This is a genomic window from Candidatus Coatesbacteria bacterium (assembly GCA_014728225.1).
GTDB lineage: Bacteria > RBG-13-66-14 > RBG-13-66-14 > RBG-13-66-14 > RBG-13-66-14 > WJLX01.
Genome location: WJLX01000069.1, coordinates 1 through 15,008, shown reverse-complemented (window position 1 = coordinate 15,008; position 15,008 = coordinate 1). Strand labels below are relative to the sequence as shown.

Sequence of the window (15,008 nt, the reverse complement as noted above, 5' to 3'; positions counted from 1 at the left end):
TCGGACTCATTATCCCTGAAAGGTCATCCCTGAAAGGTCGTTCCTGAAAGGTGGATCAGCTTCAACCATCGAGACGCCGAAAACGCGCTAAAGCACCTCGGGAGCAGACTGCGCGCTTGGTCATAATCAGGTGATAATCCCAAACGAAGACACTCTGTTGCAGCCTAGGGAATCAGTCGGGTCAGGGTGTCGCCGTAGGACACTTGATTACCCGCGGCATCATAGGTCCGGTCGAGGTGTTTATCGTACCAGCCGAGACGGTTACCGCCGATGTCCCGCAGGTAAACGCGGCAGCCGAGGTGTTCGAGATAGGCGATCGGGTTACCGCCATTATCGCGGATGGGCTCCATCTTGCGCCTCCTTAATCGTGTTCGGCCCGTTGGGCCCGCTGAGAGTTGAAGGTCCCCAGTGACGGCGGCTCGACGCCGGCGTAGCAGGTCAGCATCGTCCGCATCAGGTTATCCTTGGGTCGCTTGAGCTTGACCGAGTACCAACCGGGTTTGGGGCCCTGGTTGACATAGTGAACCCGCCAGAGGTTCAGGGTGGAGGTGCGCAGATGGCAGGCGTAAATGAAGAAGGAACGGAAGTCGCTTCCCAAGCTACGCAGCTCGAGCAGCTCGCCGCCGGCGATCGAGTTGTACATCTCACTCGGCCAGTCCGTCGAGGTAACGATCAAGCGCATCCAACCGCAGTCGACCTTGGGATGGACCCTTCCCACATACAGATGCATTCCGCCCCTGGCGTCCAGATTGCAGTTGTAGAGGGTCTCGTTGCGACCGATGGGTTCGTCGCTATGGCCGATGCGTAAGCCGTCGAGGTCCAGGGCCGGGTGGTAGACGTCGGCCTCCAGTCGCTCCCGCCGATCGATGGCCAACCGACGGCGTATCTGGCCCTCGGGCATGAAGCGCAGCAGGTCGACGCCGAACCAGCGGGCCAGCTCGCGACGGTCGTCGCCGGGCTCGGGCAGCAGATAGAAGGGAATCCGCAGCTCGTCGTTGACGAACGAGGCCAGGGTGTTGAGTTCGGCGCCGTGGGAGCGACAGTCGATCCCGCCAAAGGCCAGGATCGCGTCTAAACGAACGTCGCCCGCGCTGTGTTCGAGGTTGATCAGCGACAGGATCTCGAACAGCTGATCAAAGGCGTTATTGATCGACCCGATGAGCGCAATGGTGCGATATCCTTCCATGTTCAGCCTCCTTTCGACTGCTTGATTATATCAGCGAGGTCCGACAACTCCGGTCAGACGGAAAAAGCGCCGTATTGACCGGAACTGTCGGGCCTCGGTGTTATTGTGATCGTAGAATGAGGCCGTGCGCCCCTTTCGCGGCCAACCCACGACCATTCTAGCGTCAAGGAGGGACGATGGAGGTCACCAAGCTCCAGATCGAGTTCGGAACCAGCGAAAACGGCACCTACATCACCATCGACGCCACGGGCGAGATCAAGCGCGTCCGCGCGCGCTCAGGCTTGGCCCTGGTCACCAAGGGCGGCGGGCTGTCCCTGATCTCCTCGCGCTTCGTCGCGCTGCGCAAGCAAATGGCCGAACCGAGCAGCCTGCTGGTCGGCAGGCCCCAGGCCAATACGTACAAGGAATGGCTGGCGGCCTTTAACGGTCCCTTCGACCGGCTTTGCGACTGCCCGGGCTATCGGATCATCAACGTGGTGCGCATCGAGATCGACGGCCGAGTCCACGACTTCCACCTCTTCAATCGCAGTGTAGAACGCGATCAGGCGCGCTTCGAGAGCCTGATCGAGCAGGACGGGTATCCCTACCTGATCCAGGCCGACGGCGAGGGCTTCATCATTTACGACCGCGAAAAGGGTATCGAGCACCGCAGTGACACCCTCGAGTTCCGCCTCTACGACAAGTACATGTTCTTCCACGCCGAACTGACCAAATGGCGGAGGAAGGTGGACGAGATCCAGCACCACATCGACTGCTGGCGGGCCAAGCTGGGCCTCGAGAAATACGAGGACCACGCCGCGAAATCGATCGCCGGCTACGAAAAGAAGCTGGCCCGGTTCCAGCGCCGCCTCCAACCCCTGCTGGAATGGGCGGAAAAGTAGCCGCCCCGGGATCAGGCGGCTGCAGGCAAAGGTAAAACACGGCGCTTCGCGACTCACCGTCCGAAGCGCCGCTGGATATACTCACGGTGCTTGCTGGCGCGCAGCTCCGAGGTCGAGGGGCCGGTGCGAACGTAGAACCGGTCCTGGTTGTCGTCGCCGACAATCGACCGGGGTCTTGTCGTATTTGACGCGCCTGTGATGAAAACCGTTGAGCGACAGTTTCTTATGGGCCCGCCGGCCGTCGGCGTCGCGGTGTAGCTGGTCGGGTCGAGCGCGGCCCGGCGAGCGGCGGCGAGGCACCGGCGGATTGGTTTACAGTAGCGATATGCCGTAGCGCGCCGGCCGCCCAAGTCCTTGGCGACCCGCGCCGCCGTTACGCCGAGCCGGAACAGGCGGCTGTCTCGCCGCGTTTTTCCGGCGGCGGCGCGCTGCGACGTTCCCACGGACGCTGTTTGAGCGGCTTGCCACGACGCTCGCCTTTTTGACGTTCCTCAGCGCGGCGGTAGTGTTGACGGTGGTTGCAGCTGGAACAGTTCACGTGCCGCTCCCCCGACCCGCTCCTCCCCGCCTGATTGCCCCCTTCGTCGGTGGCGGGATGACAGACCCGTTCACGCCACGGGAAGAACCCAACTGCAACAGCTGATGTTCAGCTTCCGTGATGGTCCCTAGTGACATAGGAAAGAAGTTCTGCGCCTTTCTTTCTCGTTAAGCTATTGACAGCAAACATTAGCCCATTCTTCAAGCATGCGTGTCTTCGAGAGTTAAAGAGAGTCAAAGAGAGTCAAAGAGAGTCAAGCCTCCAGCCGTCTTGGTCCCGCTGCAGCTACTCTCCCGACCCCAGCGCCCCCGCGTGGATCTCGCGCACCCACGCGCGCAGCTCCTGGGGCTCAACGATGCGCACCTCGGCGCCGAAGCCGGCCAGCCAGCGCGCCAGGTGCTCGGAAGGGGCTACCTCGAGGGTCACCAGAACCCCGTCCTCGACGGCGGCGACCCGCTGGGTGGGATGGACGGCCAGGTCGGCGAAGTAGCCGGGCTCGTACCCGGTGAAGCGCAGCACGACGCGGCGGGGCTCACCGACCCAGGGGCCGAAGCTGTGACGCAGGAAGTCGGCGGGGTCGAAATCCTCGGGCCAGGGGTGCTCCTCGGTGGCGGGTTCGATGGAACGGAAGCGGTCGACGCGGAAGTTGCGCGGGGCGTCGCGCAGGTAGCAGTGGGCGATCAGGTAGAGCTCGCCGCCGGAACGCCAGAAGGCGATGGGGGCGACGGTGCGCCGGGTGACCTGGTCGTTGTGGGCGGCGTAGTAGGTGATGTCGAGTAGTTCACGCTGGTGGACGGCACGCAGCAGCCGCAGAATGGTCTCGTGCTGGTCACTGTAGCGGCGCTCGATCTCGGGATCGTCGAGATAGGTGCCGGAGAGTCGTGTCATCTGCGCGTCGAGGGGTTTGATGGCCTTGCGCAGCTTCCCGAGGGCGGCGTGGAAGGCCTCGCCGATCGGCGTATCGCCGAGGCCGCGCATGGCCTGGGTCGCGGCCAGCACGGCGTAGGCCTCCTCCCGGGTCAGGGGCACGGGCGGCACGTTGCTGAAGCCCTCGAGCAGGCGCCAGCGCTTGCGGCCGTGGGCGGAGGTGAAGTCGACCTCCTCGACGAGGGGATAACCGGCGGACTCGAGGGCGGCCAGGTCGCGACGGATGGTTCGGGTGCAGACGCCGTGCTCGGCGGCCAGGGACTTGATGGTGCGACCGGCGGGGGCCCTGAGGGACCAGATGATCTCCCACTGACGGATGATCTGGGCGTTGCGATCGGGCATGGGCGGTGTCCGGTGGTTAATAAACTCACTGCTTTTATGTAAAGAGTATAGCACCGCGGAGGATTGGGGGGCAAGGCGCAGTGGTCCGGCCGACGGCTGCCGGTAAAGACAAACCGCGGTCGGCGAGGACCGCGGTTTTGTGTCTTGAGCGATGGTGTCTAGAACAGGAAGCCGAAGCCCAGGCCGGTGTGCAGACTCATCGGCGCCGAGGCGTAGTCCTCCTCGCGTGGCTCGTAGCCGGTTTCGTCGAACTCGACCTCGTAGCTGCCGCTCAGGTGGGCCCGCCAGTGGACGTAGGGTTCGAGATAAAAGACCTCGCCGATGACGAATTGGCAGCCGACGCCGGCGCCCATGCCGAAAGCGGTGGAGCGGGTGTAGCCGGGCTGGTCCTGCTCGTCGTCGGAGTAGTGGAAGCTGACGCCGAGATCCAGGCGACCGTAGGGTCGGATGTCCCCCTCGATGAAGTAGCCGGTCAGGCCGAGGACGGCGGAGCCGCTGCCGAAGTCCCAGCCGACCTCGTCGCCGATCTCGGGCTGATACTTCCAGTCGGCCAGCTCGAAGTTGACGGCGATGGTCAGCTCGAGGTAGTCGTTGAAGCCGTAGCCACCCTCCAGGCAACCGGCGATGACGCCGTGATAGTCGCCCTCCTCGAGGGCGTCCCAGTCGAAGGGCTGGCCCAGGGAGATGGGGTAGGCGGCGCGAAAGCCGATGCGGCCGTAGCCGTTGCGGCCGGAAAAGTCGGCCCCGGCCGTCGTCGCCAGGATGATCGTCAACAGAACTACAAAAGCCGTTTTACGCATATCGCCTCCCAGCAGGTTAAGTTTATTCTATAATAGCAGCGGACATCACGACGGGCAAGGTCAAAACTCCAGCGATTGGATAAGGATGAAGATTATACGGAGCGTATCTATCTTGTTGGTCTGGGGTGCCGTCACGGCCGCGGCGACGATCAACCTGGAGACGACGCCGTGCTGGCAGTCGACGGACCAGCCCGGCGGTGAGTACCCCTATTCGACGGGCTGCGACTGGGCCGACGTCGACGGCGACGGCGACATCGATCTGGTGGTGGCCAACGGCAACGACATCGTCCCGGGCTACTGCGCCGTCTACTTCAACGACGGCGGCCTGGAGACGGATCCCTCGTGGACCGGCACACCCAACGAGTATCACGGCCACTGCGAGTGCGCCGACTTCGACGCCGACGGCGATCTCGACCTGGCCGCGGCCCTGCTGGGCGGCGGCACTCCCTGGAGTTACGAATACGACGTCCTCTACGTCAACGACGGCGGCTACGAGGCTTCCCCCTCCTGGGAGGGGCAACCCGGTGACAACGGCTTCGGCATGACCTGGGGCGACTACGACGGCGACGGCGACCTCGACCTGGCCATGGCTTGCGGGGTCGATTATGTCAGCCGCATCGAACCCCTGCGGATCTATGAGAACCAGAACGGTGTCCTGACCACGGATCCGGCCTGGGAGTCCGACAAGGAAACGACCTGGATGGACGTCCTGTTCGCCGACTTCGACAACGACGGCTACCTGGACCTGGCCGCCGCCGCCGAGCACGACAGCAACGTCATCTTCTTCGGCGGTCCCGCCGGTCTGCCGACGACCTTCGACTGGGAGGACAGCGCTTACTGGGACAGTATCCGCCTGGCCGCCGGCGACGTCAACGGTGACGGCTGGCTCGATCTGGCCGTGGCCAACAATAACCAATCCCAGGGCCAAAGCGATATCCTCTACCTTTCTACGAACGGCCTGATCGACGACGCCCCGGACTGGACGAGCGACGACGAGGAGATGAGCTCCTTCGTCGCCCTGGCCGACATCGACGCCGACGGCGACCTCGACATGGCCACCGGCGGCTGGTGGGAGCCGATCCGCATCTACGAGAACCACAGCGGTCACTTTAACACCCAACCCGAATGGACCTCCCAACTCGGCTATAATCCCGTCACCGAGGCCCTGCTCTTCGGCGACTACGACGACGACGGCCTGCAGACCTCGACGGATACCTTCAACGCTGACGGCGCGGCCAAGGTTTTTCAGCTCGCCGTCCTGCCCGTGCGTTCCGTCGACGAGGTGCGCGTCGCCGGCTCCCCCCTGAACGCCGACGAATGGTGCGCGATGCGCCAGGAGGGTGTCGTCAGCCTGGCAACCCCGCCGGGCGACGGCGAGGGTGTCGAGATCGATTACACCTGGAGCCGGGACCTGGACCTGGCTCAGACCGATTGGCTCGACAACCGACCCAACGTGATCTTCAACAACGCCGGTAACGTCGACAACGGCGATATCCGCCTGTTGGCCCGGCTGGAAGACGAGGGCGTCCTGCTGGAGTGGAGCGCCGACCAGTTCGGCAGCGCCTGGCTCTACCGCCAGGATCTCATCGCCGAGACCGTCCTCGAGGGGCCCCTGGGCCGCCACGCCCTGGCCTACCGACGCGCCCTGGCCCTGGGCAACGCCGGGGTTCGCACGGGCGGCGAATGGCTGCCCCTGAACGAGAGCGGCTTGAGCGCGAGCGACGCCTACCTCGACCGCGGTTACCACGACGGCGCCCGCTACCTCGTCGAGCTCGTCGGCCCCGACGGCTCCAGACGGCGCAGCGCGCCCGTCGAGGTCGTCGGCCCCGAGGCGGAGCGTACCGCCCGCCTCACGCTCAGCGACCCCTGGCCCTCCCCGGCCCGGGGCAGCGTCAACTGCCGCCTCGAGCTGCCCGCCGACTGCGCCGGCGCCGCCGAGGCCGCCCTTTACGATCTGGCCGGTCGCCGGGTGGCCACCGTTTTCGCCGGAGAGCTGGCCGCCGGCCGTCACACCCTGACCTTCTCCTGCTCCGGGCTGTCCGGTGGGGTCTACCTGCTGCGCCTGAAGGCCGGCGGCCGGACGGCCACCCGCCGCCTTGTCGTCGCCCGATAAAATGAACTAAAATATGCTACATGTTTTACTTATTTATAGTGTTATACAGATCTATCACAGTATAACTTCAGCTCCCTTTTAAGGAGTTTATTATGACCGAGGAAAAAGGTAAAAGTTGGATTAAAAAGCACAAAGATAAAGTATATATATTAACGAATCTAGTATCTGTTGCCGTAGTGGCGCTTGCTATCAACACATGTTTTGTTGGTATGGAAAATGATATAGAAAACAACAGAAATGATATTAATGATATGCAAACTGAAATAAAGGATATCAAAAATATACAACAAAATATTGACAATACACTAGTAGAGATACAAGCTAGAATATTAACAAGAAATGATATAAAATAATGTGTAATGGATAAATATTATGAATGGCGGGCCATGATAATTGAATACTTAAACAGTGAACCAAGTGCAATGGGAGGACAAGCAGAGGGGTTCCAAATGAATGATGGTCATGTTGGTCTTATAACTGCATCAAATGGTAGCAATACAGCCAGTGGGGTTCCTTATAATTCAGATAAGTTATATGCAGCTATAAATTTAGCATCATCAATCAGCCATTATAAACTGATGACTGAATTTCTTGTCATTAGAACTGAATATGCATCTGATTGGGATAATACTCAACTTATCGGTCCATCAATAACTGTTATTGCTATTGACTATTTTGAAGATTATAACAATCCAGACAGGCTTCTGTTACTTTCTCCTACTGCCGCAGAAGAAATCGGTTTAAATCCAATAAAAGGCATTATGCAGGTAAGTGTTGATAGTACAAACTCTGAATAATACTTAACAAAAGGAGATATCCTGTGCGTCGTCGAACCCTCGTCCTTCTCATAGCCGTCCTGCCGGCCCTGACCGCCTGCACGACGACCGATAACGAGTTTGAAGGCGTCCCCGTCGTCATCACCGACGCCGGCACTCATTTCGAGGTCGTGCTCGACTACTCCAGCGGCCTGACGCCCCGGCAGATGGGCGCGGCCTACGGCGCGGCGATCGCCGAAGCTTGCCCTGACTTCGAAACGCTGATGGACGGCTACATCACCTACCTGGTAACTGAATACGAATACCAGGAAGGTCTGCGCCGCGTCGGCGAGCTCAAGCCCAACCTGCCCGACGACATCGGCGAGGAGATCGCGGGGCTGGGCGAGTCGCTCTCGACCACCGAGGACGTCTACGGCGACGGCAAGCTGTCACCCAACGAGGTCTACGCCCTCAACCTCCTCTCCGACATAATCCGCACCTGCCAGTGCAGCGGCTTGGGGGTCTACGGCGGCGCCTCCGCCGACGGTGATCCCCGGGTGGCCCGGCTGCTGGACTGGGACGGGGGCGGTTTTCTCTCCCGACTCCACGCCGTGGTAACCATCAAGAACGGTCCGCAATCCGTCTGCCTCATCGGCTACCTCGGCCACCAAGGGGCGATCACCGCCCTCAACGACGACGGCGTCTTCGCCGGGGTCCTCGATTCCCCCACCGGTGAGCCGTATTCCGTCGAGGGACGACGCAGCTACGTTCTCGATCTACGCTATGCCCTCGAGACCTGCGCCGACCTCGAAGCCGTCGCCGACTACCTGGCCAAGGATTCCCGCGATTACTGCTACAACCACAACGTCCTGCTGGCCGATGCCGACGGCGTCGCCGTCCTGGAGAACAACTTCAGCGGCGCGGGCGCCGCTATGCAACGCGCCCTGCGCTACGACGATTCGCGCCTCAATCCCGGCGTGACCTGGGACCACGACGACGCCGTCGCCGTGGTCAACTCCTTCGTCCTCGACGGCAACCACGACAACCACACCGGCCAGTACTGGAACACCAGCCGCTGGGGGTACTTCAGCGAAGAGTTGAACACCCGCGGCGCTCTGGATCACGAGGCACTCAAGACAATCGCCACAGGTTACGTCTACTCACCCTCGAGCTGCCAGCACATCACCGTCTTCGAGCCCGCCGACGGCAGCCTCGAGGTTAACTTCAAGCCCGCCGCCGGCGGCGCCGGTGTCTTCGAGACCGTCGAGATCCCCTTCGACTAGCCGCCGACCGGGACCCCGCAGCCCCCGCTACTCGACCACGCGAAGTTACAGCCCCGGAACCGGCACGGTTTTTGCGGAGGCGAACCGTTATCCTCGCTCGTAACGGTCGCCGAGATGCAAAAACCGTGCCGGTTCCGGGGCTGGTTCCACGGCTCGCCGGGTTCCGCCGGGATCGGGGTCCCGGTCGGCGGCCGCACCGTCGGTGGCGAACCAAGGTTTATACAAAAACGGCCCCGCTGGGCCGTATTAAAACGCACGAAAAGATGTTATAAACTAGCTATCTTTACCTGTTGCTTGCTGGTAATAATGTAACAACAAACCGTCTGAATGATGAAGAGAGAGAGTCCGATAAATATCGAGAAATAAATATGCTTGAGCTGTAGTAGAGAGAAAGAAATAGCGCCAATAATAGGCAAAGAAAGGACTATTGGAATAAAAGTGTCCTTAATGCTGTATATCTTCGTATGCCTTCTTCTATACACCTTTTCTTCAATCGAGTAAATAGATACTAAAGGATGGTGTTTGACTAGATTTCTGAGTGTCGCCCAACGATCGTATATTTGAAATAGTTTTTTTATTCTTAACCAAAATAGTATATCAATTATAGTAATTAATGGTATACCGATATAGATAGAAGAAGGCCAACTTAATAAACTTGAATTTCCCAGTTCAGAAGCGACTCCGATTGCATAACTAGTTAATAGTAGTATAGTAAAATGTAATATCCTGTCTCGTTCTTGCTTTTCAGTGTCAATCTCTCGATGAAGCTGCAGGATGTATTCTCGGGTGAAGTGATCCATTATCAGCCTCGGCGGATCAGCCGACCGTCGACGAGTTCCAGTCGCCGATCGGCGACGGCGGCGACGGCGGGATCATGGGAAACCAGCAGGACGGTCAGCCCGCGTCGCCGGGCGTGCCGGGTGATCAGTTCCAGGATGGCGGCGCCGGTGGTCGAGTCCAGGTTGCCGGTGACCTCGTCGCCGAGGAGCAGCTCGGGGTCGCCCACCAGGGCCCGGGCCAGGGCTACGCGCTGTTGCTGGCCGCCGGAGAGCCGGGCGGGGCGGAAGGGGGCCTTGTCGGCCAGACCGAGCTCGTCCAGAAGCTCCGTCGCCCGCTCGACGGCTTCAGTGAGGCCGACGCCGGAGATCAGCAAGGGCACGGCGACGTTCTCGGCGGCGCTGAGGTGGGGCAGCAGTTGGTAGCTCTGGAAGACGAAGCCGACCGCCCGGTTGCGGTAGGCCGACAGCTCGGCGTCCTTCAGCTCCGTCAGGCTGCGTTCGCCGACGAGCACCTCGCCGGAGCTGGGGGTGTCCAGACCGCCGATGATGTTGAGCAGCGTCGTCTTGCCGGAACCGGAGGGACCGTGGAGGGAGACGAACTCACCGCGCTGGATCGTCAGCTCGACGCCCCTGAGAGCGGCGACGGTCCGTGGACCGCCGCTGTAATCCTTGGTCAGCTTACGACAGCTCAGGTGGGGGGTGCTCATTGCGGCTTGTTGGCCCCGGTGCGCTTGACCAGTTCATTGGCCCGGCGCAGGGAGTCGAAGGTGCCGGCGTCGGTCCACCAGCCCTCGATGATCCCGTGGCGCAGCGTGCCCCGGCGCAGGTAATGGTTGTTGACGTCGGTGATCTCGAGCTCGCCGCGCTGGGAGGGTTTCAGGCCGTCGATGATCTCGAAGACGGTGGCGTCGTAGAAGTAGACCCCGATGACGGCGTAGCTGCTCGGCGGGTCGGCGGGTTTCTCGATGATGTCGCTGACCCGGCCGTCTTCGTCGAAGGCGGGCACACCGAAACGCTCGGGATCGGGAACCTCCTTGAGCAGGATCCGGGCGCCGGCCTCCTGTTTATCGTAGGCGGTGACCTCGGCGGCGATGCTGTTCTCGAGGATGTTGTCGCCGAGGATGACGCACATCTTGTCGTCGCCGACGAAGTGCCGGGCCAGCCCCAGGGCCTCGGCGATGCCGCCCTCGCCTTTCTGGTAGGTGTAGTTGAGGTGGGGCAGACCCAGCTCGGCGCCGTTGCCCAGCAGCTCGAGGAAGTGTCCGGCGTTGCGACCGCCGGTAACGATCAGGATCTCATCGATGCCGGAGCCGATCAGGGCTTCGAGGGGATAGTAGATCATCGGCTTGTCGTACACCGGCAGCAGGTGCTTGTTGGTGACCCGGGTCAGCGGGTCCAGACGGCTACCCAAACCGCCGGCCAGAATGATGCCCTTCAAGGTTCTCCTTTGGAATACGCTCGCTCAGTGATCGATCTGTTTCCAATTGTAGGGGATGTATGAATCGTGCGGGTCCAGGCGTTCCTCGTCGGGTACATCGTAGTTGTAGACCCGGGTGGGGATGTTGAGCATCACCGCCGTTTGGTCGCCCACGGCGGCGAAGCCGTGCTGCACCCCGGGGGGGATGACGATCAACCGCGGCCGTAGATGGCCGACGACGAATTCGTTGATCACCTTGTAGGTCGGCGATTCCCGGCGGTCGTCGTAGAGGACGAGCTTGGCCATGCCATAGATGCAGCCGAAGCGATCGTGCTGATGGCGGTGGGCGTGCCAGCCCTTGACCACCCCGGGGTAGCAGGTGGTGACGTAGGCCTGGCCGAAGGGCAGGTCCGCGTTGTAGAACACGTCGTCGTCATTGCGCAGGAACTCCATCAGGAAGCCCCGCGAGTCTGGAATCAGTTTCAATTCCTTGATCTCGACCCCGACGATGATCCGCTTGTTCACCCGCTGCTCCTTGTCGATATCGGGCTTTTCGTAACCCTGATTATGTATCATCTTTTCCAGCGCCCTGATCATGCGTAACAGCTTGCGGCGTGTCTTGGGGCGCACCTTGGGCTCACCTTTGTGGTAAAGCAGGCGCCTCAACGTCGCTTCCCTGACGGCGATACGGCGGTTGGCAATAACGAACGAGCGCCGCCAGTAGCGAGGGTTTGTCCCGATATTTTCTTGGTGTTGACGGCTTAGTTCTCGAATCCGTTCAGCCAACGAACGGGCGGTGTCGGGGTAATCTTCAACCATTTGCACCTCGGATCGTTAGCGCTTCAGTGAACGCGGCCCCTCAATGATCAACTCTCGACCGACGCCGGATGGTTCGAATAGGGAACGCAGTCAGCTGGATGACGAAACGATGTATAAGAGTATAACAAGGCAGCGCGTCGTTAGGCATTGCAAGCCTCGAAGCCGACCGTTAGAGAATACAACACCGGCCATTGTTAGTCAATACACCACCGGGCGTATCGCCAACAGCGGGAGCGGCCCCGATCACCATGTCCGGTCGGTTTGCTGTTAGATAATCCAGGAGCGGGGGCCGCCTTGGCCCGCCGAAGCAGGATGGTGTATACTAACAAGTGTTCTGGCAACCCGTCCCAGGCAACCCGTCCCAGGCAACCCGTCCCAGGCAACCCGTCCCAGACAATCCGTCGGAGGTCGACGATGGCCGTTAAAACACTCAAGGACCGTTGCGATAACTGCCGCGGCGCGGACATCCAGCGCTGTGTGGCCGTCTGCCCCGGCGCCTTGATGGACATCGACCCCCAAACCCTGCGGGCCTACTGCCGCGACCAGGCAGCCTGCTGGGACTGCCTGGCCTGCGTCAAGGCCTGCTCCCGTGGTGCCCTCGTCCCTCAACCGCCCTACAGCGTCGCCCGGCGCTCCTTCAACCTGCAACTCGAGGCCGAGAAAACCTTTCGACGCTGGTATTTTACCGAAGACGGGGAAGAGAAGCCCCCCCTCATTATCGACATCCCGCGCTGAGCCCGCCCGCAAACGAGCCGGGTGAATAATCCCAACCTCAATCCCCGGAGCACCACACCGCCGTGACACGCTTCCTCAAACGCGCCCTGGACATCGTCGGCGCCCTGTTCGGCCTGACCCTGCTTTCGCCGTTACTGGGCTTCATCGCCGTAGCCGTCTCCCTGGACAGCCCCGGCGGCGTCCTCTTCCGCCAGGAGCGCGTCGGCCGCGGCGGCCGCCTCTTCCGCGTCTACAAGTTCCGCACCATGGTCTGCGACGCCCAGCGCAGCGGCCAACTGATCACCTCGGCCGGCGACCCGCGCATCACCCGCGTCGGAGCCTTCCTGCGCGACTGGAAGCTCGACGAACTGCCCAACCTGATCAACGTCCTGCGCGGCGAGATGAGTCTCGTCGGACCCCGGCCCGAGGTACCCGAGTACGTCGCCCTGATGCGGCCCCACGAGCGGCGCATTCTCGAGGTCAAGCCCGGAATGACCGGCCTGGCCCAGCTCTCCTACATCAACGAGGCCAAGACCATCTCCTACGAACAAGCCGTCAACGACTACCTGCGCATCTTCCGCGAGAAGATCGCCATCGACCTCGAGTACGTCGACCGCATCGGCTTCTTCTACGACCTCGGGTTGATCCTGCGCACCCTGTGGCTGATCCTGCGCGGTCATTCCGCCTCCAGCGAGCCCGCCCTCTACCACTCCTCCAGCCCCTAGGCGTTACTCGCTTCGCCATGGATGTGACGCCGCATCCAAGCTGACGGACCCTTGCCGCTCGCTGCCGTATCTCCGGCGGCGATGTTGACGGGGGTTAATCTTTCTATATAATAATCAAAACTAGGGATACCTTAACGCTATGGATCATCATAAATTGTTATTGTCTTGTAGTCACGAGAGTTACCAGGATACTATCCTGCCACAAGTAAAGGCGGCGCTGTGGCCGCCGGCTTAAAGAGTAATCCCAACAGGCACGTCACGTGTCCGAAGTGTAACTATCGCTATCACAACATGTTAGGTGAGGGGCGGCGGATATATAAGCGCTGTCGCAAACGCTTTAACTATAAACCGGCTCGCCGTGGGCTTTCAGCAGAACAGCGCGAGTTGATCGCCGCGCTGTTGTGGCTTGAAGCAACCGCGGCCCGAGCGGCCAACAAGGTCGGTGTCCATCCCAATACGGTCGCCAAGAATTATTGTATCATTGGCGAGCGTATCGCCGCTCGGGAGGCCGAGCTGGAGAAGCTCGAGGGGCGCATACTGTAAGCACATCGAGGTCGATGAGTCCTACTTCGGCGACCACGGCAGGGCAAACGTGGCCGGGGCGCCGGCGGCAAGATCCCCGTCTTCGGGCTGCTCAAGCCAGGCGGCGGGGTGCGCGTCAGCCTGCCGCCCAACTGCGGCGAGAAGCACCTGCTGGGCGCGATCCTGGAGAACGTCGAGCTGGACTCGAGCGTCTACTCCGACGGCTGTAAGGTCTGTAACAGGCCGTCGCTCAACGGCTTCCACCACAAGCGCATCTATCATGACAAGACCCCGGTCAATGGTAAAGTGCATATCAACGGCCTCGAGAGCTTCCGGGGCTACGCCAAACACCGCCTAATATCCGACCACGGCGTCTTAAAGCGCACCTTCAGGCTCTTTATCAGGGAAGGGTCGTTCAGCTTCAACCACAGAAACGATCCCGGCATGCTAGACGACCTAAAGCATCCTGATTGGTCCATGATCGTGTGTGATCCCCAAAACCATAGTTCTTAAAGGTAAGGAGGAGATGATGTGTAAGGTGACTCTTTGTCTGATGGCCTTGGCTGTTGTGGGCGGGACGGAGCTGCCCTACGGCTACGAAGCGGATTGGGAAAGCGACGACAGCAATTATTCCTACGCCTGCTGTGTCGGCGATTTCAACGGTGACGGCTGGCGGCTGGAGAACGGCGAACTCCGTACCGGCGATGGCCAGCGTAAGGTGTTCTATGTGGAACACTACCCGGCCCGGGAGATCAGCGCGGTCCGCGTCGGGGGCGTCACCCTGCCCGATGACGAGTGGTGCTGCGATCCGGAGCTGGGCTGGGTCTCCCTGGGCTTCGCCCCCGCGGCGGGTGAAGACGTCGAGTTCGATTACGTCTGGAGTAATCGATTGGACTTTTACACCGGTAACTGTGCAACAGTGGGCTATAGCGGCCACGATCGACTCTACTATCACAACGGTACGACCATCAACGAAACGGCCGATTGGGTCAGCGACAGCGAGCTGGACACGGTCAACACCATTCCCGTGGATATCGACGCCGACGGCGATCTCGATCTGCTGGCGGCCTCGATGAGTATCGAGCTGTACTACAATGACGGTGACGGCCTGGAGAGCGAGCCGAGTTGGCAAATCGACCCGGAACCACCCGATTTCTGGTTCTATGGCTGCGCCGTGGGTGATTACGACAGCGACGGCTACCCCGAG

At 60.9% G+C, this 15,008-nt stretch carries 17 protein-coding genes; 10 read left to right on the top strand and 7 right to left on the bottom strand.

The genetic code is table 11. The annotated features are described in order from the left end of the window. Nucleotides 1–164: 164 nt before the first annotated feature. Together GF399_05145 and GF399_05140 are read right to left on the bottom strand one after the other, a co-directional pair. Nucleotides 165–350 carry a hypothetical protein gene (locus GF399_05145; protein ID MBD3399700.1) on the bottom strand — a complete coding sequence of 62 codons (186 nt, stop codon included), beginning with the start codon at nt 348–350 and terminating at the stop codon, nt 165–167. Nucleotides 351–361: 11 nt separating this feature from the next. After that, a complete protein-coding gene (locus GF399_05140; protein MBD3399699.1) occupies nt 362–1,186 on the bottom strand; it encodes a hypothetical protein in 825 nt (274 codons plus the stop codon). 176 nt (nt 1,187–1,362) lie between these two features. Between GF399_05140 and GF399_05135 the strand changes: the two genes are divergently transcribed. Further along, the gene (locus tag GF399_05135) at nt 1,363–2,067 is read left to right on the top strand and encodes a hypothetical protein (GenBank protein MBD3399698.1); all 705 of its coding nucleotides are present in this window, start codon (nt 1,363–1,365) and stop codon (nt 2,065–2,067) included. Between the two features lie 823 nt (nt 2,068–2,890). On the opposite strand, the gene GF399_05130 is transcribed toward GF399_05135, so the two are convergent. Continuing rightward, nucleotides 2,891–3,874 (bottom strand): WYL domain-containing protein, encoded by a 984-nt coding sequence (locus GF399_05130; protein MBD3399697.1) that lies wholly within the window; start codon nt 3,872–3,874, stop codon nt 2,891–2,893. 158 nt (nt 3,875–4,032) lie between these two features. After that, the gene (locus tag GF399_05125) at nt 4,033–4,674 is read right to left on the bottom strand and encodes a hypothetical protein (protein MBD3399696.1); all 642 of its coding nucleotides are present in this window, start codon (nt 4,672–4,674) and stop codon (nt 4,033–4,035) included. On the opposite strand from GF399_05125, the gene GF399_05120 reads away from it, so the two are divergent. The 4 genes from GF399_05120 to GF399_05105 all read left to right on the top strand — a co-directional run bounded on the left by GF399_05120 (nt 4,637) and on the right by GF399_05105 (nt 8,825). Continuing rightward, nucleotides 4,637–6,787 carry a T9SS type A sorting domain-containing protein gene (locus GF399_05120; GenBank protein MBD3399695.1) on the top strand — a complete coding sequence of 717 codons (2,151 nt, stop codon included), beginning with the start codon at nt 4,637–4,639 and terminating at the stop codon, nt 6,785–6,787. The two genes, GF399_05125 and GF399_05120, sit on opposite strands and share 38 nt — an antisense overlap. Nucleotides 6,788–6,879: 92 nt before the next feature. Beyond that, nucleotides 6,880–7,140: a hypothetical protein gene (locus tag GF399_05115; GenBank protein MBD3399694.1), complete on the top strand. Its 261-nt coding sequence runs from the start codon at nt 6,880–6,882 to the stop codon at nt 7,138–7,140. Nucleotides 7,141–7,146: 6 nt separating this feature from the next. Further along, the gene (locus GF399_05110; GenBank protein ID MBD3399693.1) at nt 7,147–7,584 is read left to right on the top strand and encodes a hypothetical protein; all 438 of its coding nucleotides are present in this window, start codon (nt 7,147–7,149) and stop codon (nt 7,582–7,584) included. Between the two features lie 23 nt (nt 7,585–7,607). Next, the gene (locus GF399_05105; GenBank protein MBD3399692.1) at nt 7,608–8,825 is read left to right on the top strand and encodes a hypothetical protein; all 1,218 of its coding nucleotides are present in this window, start codon (nt 7,608–7,610) and stop codon (nt 8,823–8,825) included. Nucleotides 8,826–9,627: 802 nt separating this feature from the next. On the opposite strand, the gene GF399_05100 is transcribed toward GF399_05105, so the two are convergent. The 3 genes from GF399_05100 to GF399_05090 are packed head-to-tail and all read right to left on the bottom strand — an operon-like array spanning nt 9,628 to nt 11,597. Then, complete coding sequence (locus GF399_05100; GenBank protein ID MBD3399691.1) at nt 9,628–10,311, bottom strand: ATP-binding cassette domain-containing protein; 684 nt, start codon at nt 10,309–10,311, stop codon at nt 9,628–9,630. After that, a complete protein-coding gene (locus GF399_05095) occupies nt 10,308–11,042 on the bottom strand; it encodes an NTP transferase domain-containing protein (protein MBD3399690.1) in 735 nt (244 codons plus the stop codon). The genes GF399_05100 and GF399_05095 overlap by 4 nt, the downstream gene beginning before the upstream one ends. Nucleotides 11,043–11,066: 24 nt before the next feature. Beyond that, entirely contained in the window at nt 11,067–11,597 is a 531-nt protein-coding gene (locus tag GF399_05090) for a dTDP-4-dehydrorhamnose 3,5-epimerase (GenBank protein ID MBD3399689.1), read from the bottom strand. 555 nt (nt 11,598–12,152) lie between these two features. On the opposite strand from GF399_05090, the gene GF399_05085 reads away from it, so the two are divergent. From GF399_05085 to GF399_05065, 5 genes are all read left to right on the top strand, one after another. Further along, on the top strand, nt 12,153–12,575 hold the full coding sequence (locus GF399_05085; protein MBD3399688.1) for a hypothetical protein: 423 nt from the start codon (nt 12,153–12,155) through the stop codon (nt 12,573–12,575). 62 nt (nt 12,576–12,637) lie between these two features. Then, a complete protein-coding gene (locus GF399_05080) occupies nt 12,638–13,279 on the top strand; it encodes a sugar transferase (GenBank protein ID MBD3399687.1) in 642 nt (213 codons plus the stop codon). 219 nt (nt 13,280–13,498) lie between these two features. Next, nucleotides 13,499–13,822 (top strand): hypothetical protein, encoded by a 324-nt coding sequence (locus GF399_05075; GenBank protein ID MBD3399686.1) that lies wholly within the window; start codon nt 13,499–13,501, stop codon nt 13,820–13,822. 72 nt (nt 13,823–13,894) lie between these two features. Further along, nucleotides 13,895–14,314 carry a hypothetical protein gene (locus GF399_05070; GenBank protein MBD3399685.1) on the top strand — a complete coding sequence of 140 codons (420 nt, stop codon included), beginning with the start codon at nt 13,895–13,897 and terminating at the stop codon, nt 14,312–14,314. Nucleotides 14,315–14,327: 13 nt separating this feature from the next. Next, nucleotides 14,328–15,008, top strand: a 681-nt coding sequence (locus GF399_05065; protein MBD3399684.1) for a hypothetical protein, incomplete at its 3' end; no start/stop codon positions are given.

Excerpts from the sequence above, each read along its gene's own strand:
- GF399_05090 (MBD3399689.1), bottom strand. The coding sequence starts at position 11,597 with ATGATACATAATCAGGGTTACGAAAAGCCCGATATCGACAAGGAGCAG.
- GF399_05085 (MBD3399688.1), top strand. The coding sequence starts at position 12,153 with ATGGTGTATACTAACAAGTGTTCTGGCAACCCGTCCCAGGCAACCCGT.
- GF399_05135 (MBD3399698.1), top strand. The coding sequence starts at position 1,363 with ATGGAGGTCACCAAGCTCCAGATCGAGTTCGGAACCAGCGAAAACGGC.
- GF399_05110 (MBD3399693.1), top strand. The coding sequence starts at position 7,147 with ATGGATAAATATTATGAATGGCGGGCCATGATAATTGAATACTTAAAC.
- GF399_05115 (MBD3399694.1), top strand. The coding sequence starts at position 6,880 with ATGACCGAGGAAAAAGGTAAAAGTTGGATTAAAAAGCACAAAGATAAA.
- GF399_05140 (MBD3399699.1), bottom strand. The coding sequence starts at position 1,186 with ATGGAAGGATATCGCACCATTGCGCTCATCGGGTCGATCAATAACGCC.
- GF399_05145 (MBD3399700.1), bottom strand. The coding sequence starts at position 350 with ATGGAGCCCATCCGCGATAATGGCGGTAACCCGATCGCCTATCTCGAA.
- GF399_05120 (MBD3399695.1), top strand. The coding sequence starts at position 4,637 with ATGATCGTCAACAGAACTACAAAAGCCGTTTTACGCATATCGCCTCCC.
- GF399_05100 (MBD3399691.1), bottom strand. The coding sequence starts at position 10,311 with ATGAGCACCCCCCACCTGAGCTGTCGTAAGCTGACCAAGGATTACAGC.
- GF399_05130 (MBD3399697.1), bottom strand. The coding sequence starts at position 3,874 with ATGCCCGATCGCAACGCCCAGATCATCCGTCAGTGGGAGATCATCTGG.
- GF399_05125 (MBD3399696.1), bottom strand. The coding sequence starts at position 4,674 with ATGCGTAAAACGGCTTTTGTAGTTCTGTTGACGATCATCCTGGCGACG.